General features: G+C 63.2%; 16 protein-coding genes, 1 tRNA gene and 1 riboswitch. Of the genes, 12 read left to right on the top strand and 5 right to left on the bottom strand.

The features are described 5' to 3' along the window. Positions 1 to 10 precede the first annotated feature (10 nt). Entirely contained in the window at positions 11 to 1,834 is a 1,824-nt protein-coding gene (locus LZ518_RS04000; protein WP_249914737.1) for a TonB-dependent receptor domain-containing protein, read from the bottom strand. A 99-nt stretch (positions 1,835 to 1,933) separates the two neighbouring features. Beyond that, positions 1,934 to 2,074, bottom strand: a riboswitch (cobalamin riboswitch). 103 nt (positions 2,075 to 2,177) lie between these two features. Between LZ518_RS04000 and rpmE the strand changes: the two genes are divergently transcribed. Continuing rightward, positions 2,178 to 2,408: a 50S ribosomal protein L31 gene (gene rpmE / locus LZ518_RS03995; protein ID WP_249914736.1), complete on the top strand. Its 231-nt coding sequence runs from the start codon at positions 2,178 to 2,180 to the stop codon at positions 2,406 to 2,408. A 60-nt stretch (positions 2,409 to 2,468) separates the two neighbouring features. Beyond that, positions 2,469 to 2,996: a GNAT family N-acetyltransferase gene (locus tag LZ518_RS03990; protein WP_249914735.1), complete on the top strand. Its 528-nt coding sequence runs from the start codon at positions 2,469 to 2,471 to the stop codon at positions 2,994 to 2,996. Between the two features lie 25 nt (positions 2,997 to 3,021). Here LZ518_RS03990 and LZ518_RS03985 read toward each other — a convergent pair whose 3' ends face one another. Together LZ518_RS03985 and LZ518_RS03980 are read right to left on the bottom strand one after the other, a co-directional pair. Next, positions 3,022 to 4,212, bottom strand: a complete 1,191-nt coding sequence (locus LZ518_RS03985; RefSeq protein ID WP_249914734.1) for an acyl-CoA dehydrogenase — start codon at positions 4,210 to 4,212, stop codon at positions 3,022 to 3,024. Positions 4,213 to 4,263: 51 nt separating this feature from the next. Beyond that, the gene (locus LZ518_RS03980) at positions 4,264 to 6,381 is read right to left on the bottom strand and encodes a TonB-dependent receptor plug domain-containing protein (protein WP_249914733.1); all 2,118 of its coding nucleotides are present in this window, start codon (positions 6,379 to 6,381) and stop codon (positions 4,264 to 4,266) included. A gap of 143 nt (positions 6,382 to 6,524) precedes the next feature. Here LZ518_RS03980 and LZ518_RS03975 point away from each other — a divergent pair, with 143 nt between their 5' ends. The 10 genes from LZ518_RS03975 (at position 6,525) to mazG (ending at position 14,978) form a co-directional block, all read left to right on the top strand. After that, positions 6,525 to 6,866: a hypothetical protein gene (locus tag LZ518_RS03975; protein ID WP_249914732.1), complete on the top strand. Its 342-nt coding sequence runs from the start codon at positions 6,525 to 6,527 to the stop codon at positions 6,864 to 6,866. Positions 6,867 to 6,941: 75 nt separating this feature from the next. Beyond that, positions 6,942 to 7,031, top strand: a tRNA-Ser gene (locus LZ518_RS03970). 101 nt (positions 7,032 to 7,132) lie between these two features. Then, positions 7,133 to 8,254, top strand: coding sequence for a lytic murein transglycosylase (locus LZ518_RS03965; RefSeq protein ID WP_249914731.1), 1,122 nt, complete (start codon positions 7,133 to 7,135; stop codon positions 8,252 to 8,254). 69 nt (positions 8,255 to 8,323) lie between these two features. After that, complete coding sequence (locus LZ518_RS03960) at positions 8,324 to 9,502, top strand: D-alanyl-D-alanine carboxypeptidase family protein (RefSeq protein WP_249914730.1); 1,179 nt, start codon at positions 8,324 to 8,326, stop codon at positions 9,500 to 9,502. Further along, positions 9,499 to 10,125 carry a dTMP kinase gene (tmk, locus tag LZ518_RS03955; protein ID WP_249914729.1) on the top strand — a complete coding sequence of 209 codons (627 nt, stop codon included), beginning with the start codon at positions 9,499 to 9,501 and terminating at the stop codon, positions 10,123 to 10,125. The genes LZ518_RS03960 and tmk overlap by 4 nt, the downstream gene beginning before the upstream one ends. Beyond that, a complete protein-coding gene (locus tag LZ518_RS03950) occupies positions 10,122 to 11,117 on the top strand; it encodes a DNA polymerase III subunit delta' (protein WP_249914728.1) in 996 nt (331 codons plus the stop codon). The genes tmk and LZ518_RS03950 overlap by 4 nt, the downstream gene beginning before the upstream one ends. Positions 11,118 to 11,128: 11 nt before the next feature. Further along, the gene (gene metG, locus LZ518_RS03945; protein WP_249914727.1) at positions 11,129 to 12,631 is read left to right on the top strand and encodes a methionine--tRNA ligase; all 1,503 of its coding nucleotides are present in this window, start codon (positions 11,129 to 11,131) and stop codon (positions 12,629 to 12,631) included. After that, positions 12,628 to 13,407, top strand: a complete 780-nt coding sequence (locus LZ518_RS03940; protein WP_249914726.1) for a TatD family hydrolase — start codon at positions 12,628 to 12,630, stop codon at positions 13,405 to 13,407. Before metG ends, LZ518_RS03940 begins: the two co-directional genes overlap by 4 nt. A gap of 105 nt (positions 13,408 to 13,512) precedes the next feature. Next, on the top strand, positions 13,513 to 14,100 hold the full coding sequence (locus tag LZ518_RS03935; RefSeq protein WP_249914725.1) for a retropepsin-like aspartic protease family protein: 588 nt from the start codon (positions 13,513 to 13,515) through the stop codon (positions 14,098 to 14,100). A 134-nt stretch (positions 14,101 to 14,234) separates the two neighbouring features. Further along, the gene (gene mazG, locus LZ518_RS03930) at positions 14,235 to 14,978 is read left to right on the top strand and encodes a nucleoside triphosphate pyrophosphohydrolase (RefSeq protein ID WP_249914724.1); all 744 of its coding nucleotides are present in this window, start codon (positions 14,235 to 14,237) and stop codon (positions 14,976 to 14,978) included. Here the strand turns inward: mazG and hflX are convergent. Together hflX and hfq are read right to left on the bottom strand one after the other, a co-directional pair. Continuing rightward, positions 14,975 to 16,273 carry a GTPase HflX gene (gene hflX / locus LZ518_RS03925; RefSeq protein WP_249916493.1) on the bottom strand — a complete coding sequence of 433 codons (1,299 nt, stop codon included), beginning with the start codon at positions 16,271 to 16,273 and terminating at the stop codon, positions 14,975 to 14,977. The two genes, mazG and hflX, sit on opposite strands and share 4 nt — an antisense overlap. Next, positions 16,270 to 16,761: an RNA chaperone Hfq gene (hfq, locus tag LZ518_RS03920; RefSeq protein WP_249914723.1), complete on the bottom strand. Its 492-nt coding sequence runs from the start codon at positions 16,759 to 16,761 to the stop codon at positions 16,270 to 16,272. The genes hflX and hfq overlap by 4 nt, the downstream gene beginning before the upstream one ends. Position 16,762: the final 1 nt, after the last annotated feature.

The raw sequence follows: 16,762 nt of genomic DNA, 5'->3' as shown, positions 1-16,762 counted from the left end.
CAGGGCAGCGCTAGTCGCCAAGAGCGACGCGAAGCCCGCCAAAGACACTCCTCCCTTCAGTCCGATAGCCGAATACATCCTGATAATCGTCGTCGAAGGCATTGGCGACGCGCAGATGCGCTTCGATCCGGTCGGTCAGGCGATAGGCGACTTTCGCGCTGGCCAGCCAATAAGCGTCAAGCCGGACCGACTCGGCCGGGAAGAAGTCGAAATCATCATCCGTACGCTCGCCGGTATAGGCGATTGCCGCGCCATAGCTTAGTCGGCCCTTGGCGCCATCGAGGGCCACGCTCCCGCTATGCTTGGGACGGCGTGTCTCCCTGAGCTGACCGCCGCCAACTTGCGGTTCGCTGGCATCCAGCCATGCGTAGTTGACGGTCAGGCGAAGGGCCGCCCACGGCTGATAATAGCCTTCCAATTCGACGCCCTGGCGCTTGCTCTTGCCCTCGGCGTTTATTGCCGTCGACGTGAAGTCAGGCAGGAAGATCGTCGCGATCTCATCCTTGAGCCGTTGGTGAAAGTAAGTCAGCGCTCCGCCGATCTGGTCGGTGGCATAGCGCAGCGAAACTTCGCCGCCGCGGCTTGATTCCGGCTTGAGTGCGGGATTGCCGACGAACCGGTCGGGCGAAAAGCCAAACAGGTCGAAGAATGTGGGTTGGGAAATGCCATCGCCGTAGCTGGCGGCGAGCGAAATCCCATGCCCGACGTCGGCCCTCAGCGAGGCGCGAATGCTGGTGGCGTCCTTGAAGCGGGAGAAGATGTCGTGGCGGACCGCAACGCCGCCGCTCACCGGACCGATATCGGCTGCCCGCCATTCCAGCGTCAGCGATTCATGGTGCCGGGCCTGGTCCTGGTTGGGATAGTTGCCACGAGCCTCGAAGGTCTCGCGCTCACTCTCGATCGCGCCGATCAGCTGATGCTTCCCTAGCCGGTGCCCGCCTTCAAGCGATAATGTTCGCCTGTGGGCGGTGGTCTTGTTGAGGAATTCATCGTCGAGATAGTTGCGATTGGACGAGCCGAGCAGGCCGGCGGATGCGATCGCATAGCTGGTTTCGCGCTGGCCATATTCCGCAAACAGCCTGCCGGCAGCCATCCCAGTGCGGCTTTTGTCCAGAGTGTCTCCATGGGGGAAGGGGAAGGCGCTGAGGAAGCCGTCAAACTCGCTCTTGCCCTTGATCGCGAAGCCCGACGTTCCGATCAGCAGGGAAGGGGCGGCGCGGTAACGCCCGGCCATTCGAAGACCGTAGTTGTAATAGCCGTCCCGGTCGCCATCGCCGTCGAAACTGTCGATTCCGTCACTGCGCTGCCCGGCAATGCCAATGGAAATGCCGCCATCGGCATCGCCTGCCTCGGTACGACCCGCGCCACGCCAAGTCGAATGGCTGCCGCCTTCGACAAAAGCCTGGCTGCCGCCGGCTCCCGGCGCCGGTCCGCTTACCGCCACAACCCCGCCGATCGCTTCGGAGCCCCACAGCGCCGATTGCGGGCCGCGAACGATCTCGATGCGGCTGGCGAGGTCGGCGTTCAGGAGCTCGAACCGAGGCTCATTGCCGGAAGCCGGGTCGTTGGCGCGGATGCCTTCCACGAACAGCAGGCTGTGATTGGCCTCGGCACCGCGAATGCGCACTTGAGTAAGAGAGCCGGCGGGTCCGCTGACGCCGACGGCGACCGACGGCACGAGCCGCAGCAATTCAGGTATGGATGGCGCTCCAAGACGCTCGATGCGCTTTTCGTCGATCACCGTTACGCTGGCCGGCGTGTCCGATATGCTTTCCTCGGCACGTGACGCGGTGACGACGATTGCTGGTGGTTCTATCGCTTGAAAATCAATCATTTGCAGTCCTTCTCTTCCATGACATGTCGTCACGGAGGGAAGGCGCGCGCCGTTGAGGCGTGGTCTGACCCACGTCCCAAGGCTGGTCCCGGCCGAGGAAACGGACGACGGGCCAAGGCGGGTATCTGACTACGCTCAGCGGATGCTGAGATCACAGTTGCGGGCACAGTGCCGGATGTTCGCCGGCTTCCCCCTTCGCTCCCGCCATTACGGCAGGAGACCCTGGTCGCTGTGGGCGAACTGCTCCGGCTGACTGCAACTTGTCAAGCGAGGCGGCATAAGCTAGGGGCGCGCTTCACTTCTTGAGGCTGGTCGGAACCAGCCAATTTACAAGGAATTTGTCATGAAGAGCGGGACGCACCCCGATTATCACTTCATCACCGTCGAGATGACCGATGGCACCAAGTACCAGACCCGTTCGACCTGGGGCAAAGAGGGCGACACGTTGCACCTCGACATTGATCCCTCGGCTCATCCGGCGTGGACCGGTGGCAACAGCCGCATGCTCGACACCGGCGGCCAGGTTGCGCGCTTCAACAAGCGCTTCGGCGGCCTGTCCCTGGCCAAGAAGTAACGCGCGCAATCAGTCCGGGGGACTGATGAGCACGTTACTCAACCAAGAGCTGCAACAAGCATGACAAAGGCGCCGGTTGTAGAGACCGAGCGCCTTCGCCTGCGCGCATGGCGCAAGGACGATTTTCGTCCTTACCACGCCCTTCTCCAGCATCCGGACGTTCACCGACACTTCGGCCCCGAGCCGATGGGGCAGGAGGATTGCTGGCGTCGCCTGCTGGCCGCGGTCGGCGGCTGGGAAATCAACGGTTTCGGCACTTGGGCGGTCGAGCGAAAGAGCGACGCCAAGCTGGTCGGCAATGCCGGGCTGTTTACTGCCTGGCGCGGGCTTGACCCTGAATTCGGCGACGATCCGGAAATGGGCTGGATCTTCGCCAAGGAAGTTCATGGCCAAGGGATGGCCGGCGAAGCGTGTCGTGCAGTGATCGAATGGGCCAAAACCAACCTCGATCCGACGCCGATCTGGGCAATCATCGCCCCCGCCAATGAACCTTCATTGAAACTCGCGGATAAGCTTGGGTTCGATCGGCTGCACCAGGCCGATTATCACGGCGATCCAACCTGGGTGCTGAAACGCCCGGCGTGGTAACTCGGCAGACCGCTGGAGTTCCGGCCTAGAAGGCGGGAATTCCCGTGATCGCGCGGCCGAGGATCAGCGCATGGACGTCATGCGTGCCCTCATAAGTATTGACCGTCTCCAGGTTCGCGGCATGGCGCATCACGTGGAATTCCGCCGAGATGCCGTTGCCGCCATGCATGTCGCGGGCCATCCGGGCGATATCCAGCGCCTTGCCGCAATTGTTGCGTTTGATGAGGCTGATCGCCTCGGGGATCAGTTCACCCGCTTCGAGCCGGCGGCCGACGCGCAGCGCCGCCTGGAGGCCGAGCGTGATCTCGGTGATCATGTTGGCGAGCTTCAGCTGAACCAGCTGGTTGGAGGCGAGGGGCTTGCCGAACTGGGCCCGGTCGAGGGTGTACTGGCGCGCGGCCGCGTAGCAGGCTTCAGCGGCGCCCATCGCGCCCCAGCCGATGCCGTAGCGGGCACGATTGAGGCAACCGAACGGACCCTTGAGGCCCGAGACGTTGGGAAGCAGGGCGTCTTCGCCGACTTCGACCTCGTCCATCACGATTTCGCCGGTGATCGAAGCACGAAGCGAAAGCTTTTCCTTGATCTTTGGCGCGGAAAGGCCGGGCATGCCCTTCTCGAGGACGAAGCCGCGGATCGCGCCGCCATGCTCTTCGGACTTGGCCCAGACCACGAACACGTCCGCGATCGGCGAGTTGGTGATCCACATCTTGTTGCCGGTCAGCTTGTAGCCGCTTGGCGTCTTGGTGGCGCGGGTACGCATGCTGCCCGGGTCGGAGCCGCTGTCGGGCTCGGTCAGGCCGAAGCAACCGACCAGATCGCCCTTGGCGAGTCCGGGAAGGTACTTCCTGCGCTGTTCCTCGGAGCCGTAGGCGTTGATGGGATGCATCACGAGCGAGCTCTGCACCGACATCGCCGAGCGGTAGCCGCTGTCGACCCGCTCGACCGCGCGGGCGATCAAGCCATAGCTGACGTAGCCGAGGCCGGCGCCGCCATATTCGGGGGCGATGGTCGCACCCAACAGGCCGAGATTGCCCATCTCGCGCATGATCTCGCGGTCGAAATTCTCATTGAGATAGGCTTCGGTGACCCGCGGCTGCAGATTGTCCTGGGCGAAAGCCTCCGCCGTATCGCGGACCATCCGCTCTTCGTCGGTCAGCTGATGATTGAGGTCGAACGGATCGGCCCAGTCGAACGGCAGGATGGCAGGCTCGCCCACTTGTTGCTCCAGGGTAATGAGGTGTGTGTGGGCGCCCTTTAGCGATGCTGGCTAATTGGCGCCACCCCCGCCGCTCGAGCTTGAGCCGCCGCCACCGAAGCTCTGCCTCAGGGTCAAGCCGAAGTTGAGGTGACGGTTGCGCTCCCTGAACTCGTCGATGACGAACGGATCGGCCGCTCCGCGATGGGGATCGAAGATCAGCCGCTCTCGCAGGCCGGGGGTCTCGATGGCGTTATCGAGATCGAGCGTGATCGTCGTTCCGGCCCGCGGCCGATATTCGACGAACGCGGTCATGTAGACGCCGCCGTTCCAATTGGTATCGAACTCATCGGTGCGGAAGAAGGTGAAGCGGTCGCGGTCGGCGATGTTGAACCCATAGGAGAAGTTGCCGATGTCGTGGCGGACGTCGATGTTCCACTGCCAATCGGGGAAGAAGTCGGACCAGTTGCGCTGTTCGCCGCTGATCGGGTCCTCGACCCGGGTCCGCTGGATGGTACCGTCGAACTTCACGCGGACGCCGTTGAGGCCGATCTGGGCCAGCGGGGCGTCGAGCGTCAGGCGGGCGAAGTAACGCTTGCCGGTGCCGAGGTTACCAGGGGCGTCGAAGCAATCCTCGGGGTGCAGCGGGTCGCAGATCAGCACACGGTCCTGGAAGTCATTGACGAGGTCATAGCCGACATCGAGCTTGGCGAGGCCCTCTCCGAGCAAGGGATGCTCGAGCGTTCCGCGAAACTCCCAGGTCTGCTGCGGCACCAGATTCGGGTTGCCGCCATTGATTCGGTCGGCCGACAATTCGGCCGAACTTATGAAGTCGTAGAAGTCGAGCTGGGCGACTGTGCGCCGGACCGACAGCTGGCCATGCCAGCCCTTGCCGCCCTTCCAGTCGAACGTCAGGCTCGGCTTCCAGAACCGAAGCGGATCGCGGTCGAGGTCGACGTCGCCGCGGACGCTGATCTTGGAATATTCATAGTTCACGCCGGCATCGACACGGATCGAATTCGACAGCTGGCGGCCAACCCGAACAAAGGCCTCGGCGCGCTTTTCCTTCACGTCCGCCTGGTCGACGGCGAGGTCGACGGGGTCCAACTCTCCATCCGCGCCGAAGCGGAACAGCTGGACCTGATGATCGAGCGTGTTGAGCGCGCCTTCAATGCCAGTTTCCACGGAAAATCCGCCAAGGTCGGACCGCGTCCAGTTCACCCGAAGAATGGTCTCGTTGCGCTGGGCGTCCTGAAGTTGTTCCGAGCCACCGAGCACATCCTCTCCGCCTTCTGTGCGCAAGCGATAGCGCTCCAGCCAGTCACGCTTGCGGCGGGTGGCGAGGCCGACAAGCTTGACCGCGCCGCCGGCCAGCGGCTGGGTGACGTCACCGCCAAGCTCGAACACCGGATTGTCGAAATCCTGGATCAGGTCGTCGTCGCGCTCGGGCGAACCGGTCGGCGTTACATGGTTGCGCTGCTTGAGGTCGAACTGACCCGGCGACCAGCGCGCATTGAGGCGGTAGGCCTCGTTGCTCGATTTCTCCAGCGCCCAGCTACCCGACACATAAGGATTGAAGTCGTGATAGCTGTTATGCTTGCGGCGGAATTCGAGCAGTTCGCCGGTATCGGCGTCGCGGAGCGTGTCGGTGCCTTCCTCATGGTTGAGGGCGTTTGCGAAGCCAGCCGACAGGTTGATGCTCGACGAGCCTTTGCGGATCAGCGCCGAGACCGAGCCGTCGGGCACGACCTTGCCGGTGTAGAGCCGGCGCGCCGAGGCGGTGATATTGCCGTCGATGCCACCGGCGGCAGACAGGATGACGTTCAGGACCTGGCTCTTGGTCGAATATTCCGAGCCGTAAAGATCCCCGGGCCCGACCTCCACCCTGACCACTCGATTGGCCGGGATTCGGGCGAGGGTGGTTTCCAGCGACTCCGCCTTGGAGCTCGGCCGCGCGCCATTGATGACGACGTTGCCGGCGGCGCCGGCGAAGCCGCGGGTGTCCTGGTCGCCAAGGTCCAGCGCGAACCCCGGCACCTGGCGGGCAATGTCGAGCGCGGTGCGCGGCGCATATTGGGCAAAGAAGGCGGCCTGATATGCAGTCGTCCGCGTTGCCTTGGATGCGGGCGCGGCGGCGACCGGCGCATCGCCCTGCTGGGCGGAAGCGGGTGGAACAAGAGCAGTCGACAAAGCAATGAAACTGCAAGCGGAAAGGCCGCGACGCATGAAATTGATCCCCTAATTGTTTGGCGGGGACCTACGCTTACAGTTGTAGTTGCGGGAGCGTCGTTCGATCAATCGACGAACGGCTCTGCCAAGTGGCGAAGGGGCGAATGAACGGTCGAATCGGTTTCGATTCAGGCTTCATCTCGCGTTCATTCTGGCAACGGAACTTTTCCCGGATTTTTGCATTTTTCCGGCGCCAAATCGCAGCGCGAATATCCTGGATCGCGACTGCCATTGAAGGAGCGAGATACGGGAGACGAATGATGACAGACGACGCTTTGGGCAACGCCGCCTATTATCGCCACCGGGAAGCTTCGGAACTGGAACTGGCCTCAAAGGCACCCGCCGAAGACATTCGCAAAATCCATCTGCAACTGGCCCGACGATATGCCGGGCTTGCCGATGAATCAGAGGCGGAAGCCAGAGCCAACTCGTCAAGTTCGGACTGAGCGAACTTTGAAATTGGGGGAGAGTGGCCACCAACCTTTGCAGAATGAGGCCGGTGGGGTAAGCGCCCGCCATGCGGAGAGGTGGCCGAGTGGTTTAAGGCAGCGGTCTTGAAAACCGCCGTGGGTGCAAGCTCACCGTGGGTTCGAATCCCACCCTCTCCGCCAGTTCTCGATAGGCACCACAGTTCTCGGCGGCTCGACAGTCCGTGCAAGCCTCGGGACAAACATGCATGGGCGGTTCACTTAACCTCGGTTAGCGTTGGGCGATGGTGGTTGGAGCAACAGTAAAGATACTTTCGGCGTTGGCGGTGACGGCATTGGCGTCAAATGGGCAGGAAGATCCGCTTGCGCCATTGCCCGAAGCTCAGCGGCCGGCAGCGCCGCTGATCCTGCAGCCGCCGCCGGTAGCGCTACCGCAGCCAAGTGCCCCGCTGACCGGCTTTACCGCCTACAAGGTGCGACTGTCCGCCTTGGCGCGGAGCGCGGGGGTGCGCGACGCGACCATTCAGGCGGTTATTCCCTATCTTCAGCTCAATGGCCGCGTCGTCCAACTCGACCAGGCGCAGCGCCCGCTGTCGACGAGCAGCAACGCCCCAAGTTCGTTCGGGCCATATATCAGTCGGCATATTACCTCGTCGCTGATCAGTCGCGGCTATGCGCGCTACGCCGGGCATTGGACCAATCTGTCGCGAATCCGCGAGCGCTATGGCGTCGAGCCGGCGGTCGTCATCGCGATCTATGGCAAGGAAACGAGCTACGGGTCGATCACCGGCACATTCGACCTGGTCGAGGCGCTCGCGAGCTTGGCCTATGAGGGCCGCCGCCGTTCGATGTTCGAAGGCGAATTTGTTGCCGCGCTGCAGCTGCTTGACGCCGGAGTCCGCAGAAGCACGCTCAAGGGCAGCTATGCCGGCGCAACCGGTTACCCGCAATTCATGCCGTCGGTCGCCTTGCGGCTTCGAGCGGACGGCGACGGCGACGGCTATGCCGACATCTGGCGAAGCGAGGATGATGCCTTCGCGTCAATCGCCAATTATCTGCGCGACGCCGGGTGGAAGCCGAACCTGCCATGGGGCGTGCCGGTATCACTGCCCGCCAACCTTGATCGCGCCGCGATCCGGTCCGCGATCAAGCCCCCGCGTTGCCCGGCGGTTTACAGCCGCCACAGTCGCTGGCTGACCGTTCGCGAATGGCGGGCAATGGGCGTCAGGCCTGCCGACAGCCGTGTTCCGGACAATGAGATGGCGACCCTGATGGAGACGCCAGGCGCCTATGCGCAGGGTTACCTGCTGACCACCAACTATCGGTCCATCCTCGATTATAATTGCTCCAACTATTATGCGCTGACCATCGGCCTGCTGGCCGATGCGATTTCCCGGCGCGGATAGCACTCGCGCCGCTTCGAACAGGGCGCTAGACAAGGCTTCGTCCCACCCTGAAGGATTCGAAGCCCCTCCATGATCCGCGCCGCCCTGTTCCTGACCGCCGCTTCGCTCGCACTCGCTTCCGCCGCTCCGGCCAAGGCACCACCGTTCGATACGCCCGCCAAGATCGCCTATCTGGTCGACTTGTCGTCCGGCGCGGTGCTGCTGTCGAAGAATGCCGACCAGCGCATGCCGCCGGCGTCGATGGCCAAGATGATGACCACCAACGTCGCCTTCGAGCTGATCAAGAAAGGCGACCTGAAGCTCGACAAGATGTGCACGGTGCGGCCGGAAACCTGGCAAAAATGGCATGGCCCGCAGGCCGGGTCGACCATGTTCCTGTCACCTGGCGAGCAAGTCAGCGTCGAGAATCTGCTGAAAGGTATCATCACGCTTTCGGGCAACGACGCTTCTGTCGTGCTGGCCGAATGTATTGCCGGGACCGAGGAAGCCTTCGCCGAGGTGATGAACGACAATGCCAGGCGGCTGGGACTAACCAATAGCCGTTTCGGCAATTCGAACGGCTGGCCGGACGAAGGCCGCACCTATGTCAGCGCGCGGGACCTGGCGGCCCTGGCCCGGGCAGAGATTGAAAACTACCCGGACCTCTACAAGAAATTCTACAGCCTGACCCAGTTTACCTGGGGCAAGACGCTGGGTTCCGGCACCGACATTACCCAGGCCAACCGCAACCCGCTGCTGGGCCGCGTCCCAGGGGCCGACGGGCTCAAGACCGGCCATACCGACGAGGCGGGCTATGGCTTTACCGGCTCGGCCGAGCAGAACGGCCGCAGGCTGATCATGGTGGTCGCGGGCCTCGACAGCTTCAACCAGCGGATCGAGGAATCGGTCAGGCTGATGCAGTGGGGCTTCAATGCCTGGCAGGCCAAGCCGCTGTTCAAGAAGGACACGGTGGTCGGTACCGCCAATGTCCAGCTGGGCGGATCGAGCGAGGTCAATCTGGTCGCGCCGCGCGACCTCAACATCACCATTCCCGCGGGCCTGCTGTCCAAGGTGAGCAGCATGAAAATCCGCTACCAGGGGCCGATCAAGGCGCCAATCGCCAAGGGGCAGCATGTCGCCGACCTGGTGGTGACAACGTCGGACTCCGGCGAACAGGTGATGCCGCTCGTCGCTGCGGATGAAGTCGGCGAAGCCGGGTTCTTCGCCCGGGCCTGGATCGGCCTCAAGCAATTGCTCGGAATGGCGTGAGCGAACGCGGCAAGTTCATTAGCCTCGAGGGCGGGGAAGGGGTCGGCAAGTCGACCCAGCTCGCCGCGCTGGCCGATGCGCTTCGGGCGCAAGGAATCGAGCTTGTCCTGACCCGTGAGCCAGGAGGCAGCGACGGAGCGGAGAAAATTCGCGAGCTGCTGCTCACCGGGGACGAGGATCGGTGGGGAGCCGAGGCCGAGGCGCTGCTGTTCGCGGCGGCGAGGGCCGATCATGTCGACAAGGTCATTCGGCCGGCGATCTTGGCGGGCAAATGGGTGTTGTCCGATCGATTCGTCGACAGTTCGCTGGCCTATCAGGGTGGCGCGGGCGATCTCGGCATCCAGGCGGTACGCGCGATCAACGCCTTCGGCATCGGTGAATGGTTTCCCGACCGGACGTTGGTACTTGCCTTGGCCGAGGGCGGGGCGCGGGCCCGGGCGCGAGATAATGAAATGAGCGACAGGATCGGCGGGCGGCCGGCCAATTATCATCAAAAGGTCGACCTGGCATTCCGCCAAATTGCCAGCGAGGAGCCGGCTCGACTCCGTATCATCGATGCGTCCGGGAGCCCGGAAGAGGTCACCGGCCGATTGCTCGACGCCATCGCGGACCTGCTGCCATGATCGTTGGGCAGGGAGTCCTTTTAGGGCAAGATCGGGCCGTCGAGGCCTTCGCCAGCGCCTGGAGATCGCGGAGACTACATCATGGCTGGCTGCTGACTGGGCCAAGGGGTGTCGGCAAGGCGAGCTTCGCCAGGGCGGCGGCGACGCGGGTGCTGGCCGAGGCAGCCGGACCAGCCTTCGAACAAACTGGTCTTGAAACCCCTGACGACCACCGGATCGCCCGGTTGATCGCTGCCGGAAGTCATCCGGACTTCCGCTGGCTGGAGCGGCTGGAGAAAGAGCGCGGGGAGGGCATTGCGCGCAACATCAGCGTCAAGCAGGTGCGCGAACTCGGCGAGTTTCTGAACCTGACGCCGTCGCTGTCCCAGTGGCGGGCGATCGTCATCGATAGCGTCGACGATCTCGAGGCTTCGGCGGCCAATGCGCTGCTCAAGATGCTGGAGGAGCCGCCAGCCAATACGCTCTTCTTCCTGGTCAGCCACGCGCCTGGGCGGTTGCTTCCAACCATCCGTTCGCGCTGCCGCCGGCTGGACTTCGGAAAGCTTGACGATGACGCCATGACGTCACTGCTAAGCCTTTCATTGCCCGGGACAAATTCATCGGAGATCAAGCGGCTGGCGGAGTTCGCCAATGGCTCGATCGGCCGTGCGCTGGGCATCGCCGAGCTCGACCTGGCGCCGTTGGAGAGCGAAGCGCTGGCGATCCTCAGGCAAGGCGACCCCGACAACGCGCGGCGGTCCAAGCTGGCCTCGGCACTGGGCGGCAAGGCGGCGGCGGAACGCTATGCCGCCTTCCTCGAGCTGGTTCCTGGCCTGATTGCCGGCGAAGCGACCGGGTTGGCGGGTGACGCTCGGGGACGGGCGCTCGATGCCTATGCGAAGGCACGGGAAACGGCCCTGGTGGCGCCGCGACTGTCGCTCGACCCGGCGGCCACCATATTCCAGCTGGGCACCATCCTCGCCTCGGTTGCTCCGGAACCAGCATCCCGTTAGGGGCTTGGGCAATGTCCGAGCCCTATTATATCACCACCGCGATCAGTTATCCCAACGGGAAGCCGCACATCGGCCATGCCTATGAAGCGATCGCGGCCGACGCCATGGCCCGCTTCCGTCGTGCCCAGGGGCGCGATGTCAGGCTGGTTACCGGCACCGACGAACATGGGCTCAAGATGGTCCAGACGGCGCGTGCCGCAGGACGCGAGACGAAAGAGTATGCCGACGAAATGTCGTCTTATTTCCGTCAGATGTGCAATGATCTGAATATCAGTTATGATGCCTTCGTGCGGACCACGGAGCCGCGCCACTATGAGGCGAGCAGGGCGATCTGGCGGGCGATGGAGGCCGCCGGCGACCTCTACCTCGACCGTTATGAGGGCTGGTATTCGGTTCGCGACGAAGCCTTTTACGACGAGAGCGAGCTCGTCGAGAGCGAAAGCGGGGAGAAACTGTCTCCGCAGGGAACGCCGGTCGATTGGACCGTCGAAGAGACCTGGTTCTTCCGCCTGTCCAAATATCAGGATCGGCTGCTCGCGCTCTATCGCGAAAACCCCGGCTTCATCCGCCCGGAAAGCCGCCGTAACGAGGTCGTGCGGTTCGTCGAGGGCGGACTCAAGGACCTCTCCGTGTCGAGGACCAGTTTCGACTGGGGCGTGCCGGTGCCGGGATCTCCGGACCATGTGATGTACGTCTGGGTCGACGCGCTGACCACTTACATGACCGGGGTCGGCTATGCCCAGGACGAGGCGGAATATGCCCGTTACTGGCCGGCCGATGTTCACCTGATCGGCAAGGACATTGTCCGCTTCCACGCGGTTTACTGGCCGGCCTTCCTGATGTCGGCGAACCTGCCGCTGCCGAAACAGGTGTTCGGCCATGGCTTCCTGCTCGCCCGGGGCGAGAAAATGTCCAAGTCGCTCGGCAATGTGGTCGACCCGATGGAGCTGGCCGAGCGGTTCGGCGTAGATCAGCTGCGCTATTTCCTGCTGCGCGAAATCAGCTTTGGCCAGGATGGAAGCTATTCTTCCGAAGCGATCGTCAATCGCGCCAACAGCGAGCTTGCAAACAGTTTCGGCAACCTGGCCCAACGTAGCCTGTCGATGATCTTCAAGAATTTGGATGGCATCATTCCGGCGGCGGGGGAGGCTGAAGAAGATCGCGCGCTGCTGGTTCAGGTCGACGATGCCTGCGCCGAGCTGGCCCAGGAGTTCGACCAATTCGCTTTCTCGACGGGCCTGGAAGCGTGGATGGCGGCGGTGTTCGCCTGCAACCAATATGTCGACACCATGGCTCCGTGGGCACTGAAAAAGACTGACCCGGACCGCATGGCGGCAGTGCTCGGCACTTTGGTCGTGGCAGTGCGCAGGCTCGCCGTGGCGGTTCATCCGGTGATACCGGCCTCGGCGGATAAGCTGATCGCGCTGATCGACAGCGGCGAGGGCGGGAAGCCGATCGCCCAGCCGACGCCAATTTTCCCGCGGCTCGTGCTTGAGGAGGAAGAGGCGGCGTGAAACTGGTCGATAGCCATTGCCACCTCAACTACGCTGGCCTGGTCGAGCGGCAGGACGAGGTGCTTGCTAGCGCCCGAGCACGCGGAATCGCTGGATTTCTGAACATTTCGACGCGGCAGAAGGAATGGAATGACGTCATTGGCGCCGCGACTCGAAACGAAGACGTCTGGGCCACTGTCGGAGTTCATCCGCATGAGGCCGATGCGCATCCCGATCTCGGCGCCGCGGCGCTGATCGAGGCCACGCAGCATGACCGCGTGATCGCGATCGGGGAGTGCGGCCTCGATTATTATTACGACAAATCGGACCGGGCGGCGCAGCGCGAGCGGTTCCAGGCGCATATCGAGGCGGCGCGGGCGACCGGCCTGCCGCTAGTGGTTCATACCCGCGATGCCGAGGACGATACCGCCGAAATACTGACCCGCGAGGTGGGCAAGGGGGGCGTCGCCGGAGTGTTGCATTGCTTCACCGGCAGCGCCGAGCTGGCGCGCAAGGCGCTCGATCTCGGATTTTACATCTCCATTTCGGGGATTGTGACGTTCAAGAACGCCAAGGATCTGCAGGAGACGGCAAGGGCGATTCCGCAGGACCGGCTGCTGGTTGAGACGGATTCGCCCTTCCTGGCGCCGGTTCCGCATCGCGGACAAACCTGCGAGCCGGCGTTCGTCGCCGACACCGCTGCCTTCCTGTCCGACCTGCGGGACGAGCCGCTCGACGAGCTGGCCGAGGCGACCACCGCCAACTTCTTCAGATTGTTCAATAAAGCCGCCGCATGAAGGTAAGCTGCTGACGAACCTCGACAAACGGCTGGATTATGCCACGCTGGCTACCCGGCTGCCCGACTGGGCCGAGCCGGCCAATGACGGCCTGGAGCTTGCGCTTTGACCAACGACTGGATGCTTGGCAGCTTGTATCTGCTGATGGCGATCATGCTGGTCGCTGGCTCCCTGATTTCGCGCCGCGAGAAATTCGCCAAGCTGGCGACAATCGCGCTGGCCTGGATCGCGATCTTCGGGGCTGGTTTTGTCCTGTTCAGTTTTCGCGACGATCTCAGCTATGTCGCGCAGCGCCTCAAGGCCGAGGCAACCGGCGATCCGGTGGTCGAGGGCCAGGAAGTGCGCATTCCGATGGCGATCGACGGGCATTTCTGGATTGACGCTCAGTTGAATGGGCAAAAGGTCAAATTCCTGGTCGACAGCGGTGCCACCATGACAACGATCGGCCGCGACGTGGCCGAGGCCGCGGGCGTCACCGTCAATGATGGCCGGACCCAGGTCGTGCGGACCGGCAACGGGATGCTGCGCGTGGCGACCGGCCGGGCCGACGAACTGTCGGTGGGGCCGATCAATCGCCAGAACATCGGGCTGCACATTGCCGATCGGGAAGAGCTGAACGTGCTCGGCATGAATTATTTGTCTTCGCTGGAACGCTGGGGGGTCGAGGGTCGATGGCTGATCCTCAAGGGATGAGCTTTGCAGGGGCTTTGCTGTGGATCCCCTGTGCTGGCTGACGTAGTGCTTAACATAATATATATTATCATACTCAAAGATCAGATCGGACAGGGCCCTTCAAACGGTCCCTCACGCCTTGGAGATAGACAAAAATGGGCCTCGACCGCCTCGACAATATCATGAAGCGGCTGCGCGATCGCGAGACCGGCTGCGAATGGGACAGCGTTCAGACCTTCGAGACGATCGCACCCTACACGATCGAGGAAGCCTATGAGGTCGCCGATGCTATCCAGCGCGGCGACATGGACGCACTGGTCGACGAGCTCGGCGATCTGCAGCTCCAGGTCGTGTTTCATGCCCGAATGGCCGAGGAAGCCGGCCATTTCACGCTGCAGGACGTGCTGACGCGCATTTCTGACAAACTTGAGCGCCGTCACCCCCATATCTTTGGCGAGGCCGAAGAAGGCGGCCATCATCTGTGGGAGGTCATCAAGGCCGAGGAACGCTCCAAGCTCGATGACAAGAGCGCGCTGGCCGGCGTTGCACTCGCCCTGCCCGCGCTGGAGCGAGCGATGAAATTGCAGAAGCGGGCCGCCCGGACCGGGTTCGATTGGCCCGATATTGACGGTCCCAAGGCCAAGATCCGCGAGGAACTGGACGAAATCGCCAGTGCGCCGCCAGAAGAGCTGGAAGAGGAAGTCGGTGACTTGCTGTTCGCCGTCGTCAACTTCGCACGGTTTCTGAAGATCGAGCCGGAAGAGGCGCTGCGCAAGGCTAATCGCAAGTTTGAAACGCGGTTCCGGAAAATTGAGCAGGCGCCCGGCTTTGCCGAAATGGACCTGGATCAGATGGAAGAGCTTTGGGTTGCGGCAAAGAAGGCGTCGGTCGAAGCCTAGAGGCGCTCGAAGCGTGCCCAATTCTCTGGACTGAGCTTGACCGCAAGCTGGAGCTGATCGCCATCGGATTGTTGCTCGAGCACTTCGCCGCGGGCGTGGAGCCACGCGATCCGCTCGCCGTCGCCGGCATTGAGGCGAATATGGTGGGTCTGGGCGCCGGAATGGAGCAGGTGCGAGATGGTCTCACGCAGGTCGTCGACCCCCTCCCCGGTGAGCGCACTGACCGCAGCCACATCCTCACGCCGCTCCGCTTCGCCGAGCAGCTCGTTGCGTTCGCCGGTATCGAGCAGGTCGAGCTTGTTCCACACCTCGATCCGGGGCGGGGAATCCTCCTCGGCCAGTCCAAGCGTGGAGAGCACCGCTTCGACGTCCGCGGCCTGCGCGTCGCTGTCGGGATGGGCGATATCGTGGACGTGGAGGATGAGGTCGGACGCCGCCACCTCTTCCAAGGTGGCACGGAACGCCGCGACCAGCTCAGTCGGCAAGTTGGAGACGAAACCGACGGTGTCGGAGAGTATCGCCCGGTCGAAACCGGGAATCTTGACGTTGCGCATGGTCGGATCGAGCGTCGCGAACAGCAGGTTCTCGGCCATCACAGACGCCTGCGTCATGCGGTTGAACAGGGTCGACTTGCCGGCATTGGTATATCCGACCAGCGCGATTATCGGCCAAGGCGCTCGCTGGCGGCGGCCGCGGTGCAGGCCGCGGGTGCGGCGGACCTGGTCCAGCTCCTTGCGGATTCGCGCCATGCGGTCGCGGATCAGCCGCCGGTCGGCTTCGATCTGGGTTTCGCCCGGCCCGCCGAGGAAGCCGAAGCCGCCGCGCTGCCGCTCAAGGTGGGTCCAGCTGCGCACCAGGCGACCGGCCTGATAGTCCAAATGGGCCAATTCGACTTGCAGCCGCCCTTCCGCCGTCGCGGCGCGCTCACCAAAGATTTCGAGGATCAGCCCGGTGCGATCGATCACCTTGCACCGGGTCTCATCCTCCAGCGTCTTTTGCTGGACCGGTGTCAGGCCGGCGTCGACCACCAGCAGCGTAGCGTCATACCGCTCGGCCAGCGCGGCAATTTCCTCGACCTGTCCCTTGCCGAACAGGCTGGCGGGCCGAACCTGGCGCAGGCGAAAGCTCTTCTTGCCGATGACGTCGACGCCGATCGCCTGGGCGAGGCCGACGGCCTCATCGATCCGCGCGTCGAGCGAGCGCAAGCCTCCTGCCCCGACCCGTTCCGGCACCACAACGAGCGCGCGTTCGCCGCGCGCCACGCCGCTGTCGTCTGTTCGTTTGAAGATGCTCAGCCGTCGTCCTCCGGGGTGGTTTCACCCCCCAGGTGAAGCGGATGGCCCGGCTGCAGCGTCGAAATGGCGTGCTTGTAGACCAGCTGTACCTGCCCGCCGCGTTCGAGCAGCAACGAAAATTGGTCGAAGCCGGCTACCGCCCCCTGAAGCATGACTCCGTTGACGAGGAATATGGTCATCGGCTCCGTTTCACGCGCCGCCGCCTGCAGGAACAAGTCCTGAAGCATCGGCTTCTTTCCGTTGCCCCCTTCCCCACCGGCGGCCAGCTCAAGATCGGCCGGCGCATGAGCGGGCATGATGGTCGAAATGGCATGTTTGTACACCAGCTGCGCATTGCCATCGCGGCGCAGCAGCATCGAGAAGGGATCGAACCAGGTCACGATCCCCTGCAGCTTGACGCCCTTGACCAGGAATATCGTCACCGGAACCTTGGACCGGCGGATCGAATTCAGGAATTGATCCTGCAAGCTCAGCGCTTTGTCGGCCATG

Source organism: Sphingomonas brevis (assembly GCF_023516505.1).
In the GTDB taxonomy this organism is placed as follows: Bacteria; Pseudomonadota; Alphaproteobacteria; order Sphingomonadales; family Sphingomonadaceae; genus Sphingomicrobium; species Sphingomicrobium breve.
This window is presented reverse-complemented; position numbering and strand designations above follow the sequence as displayed.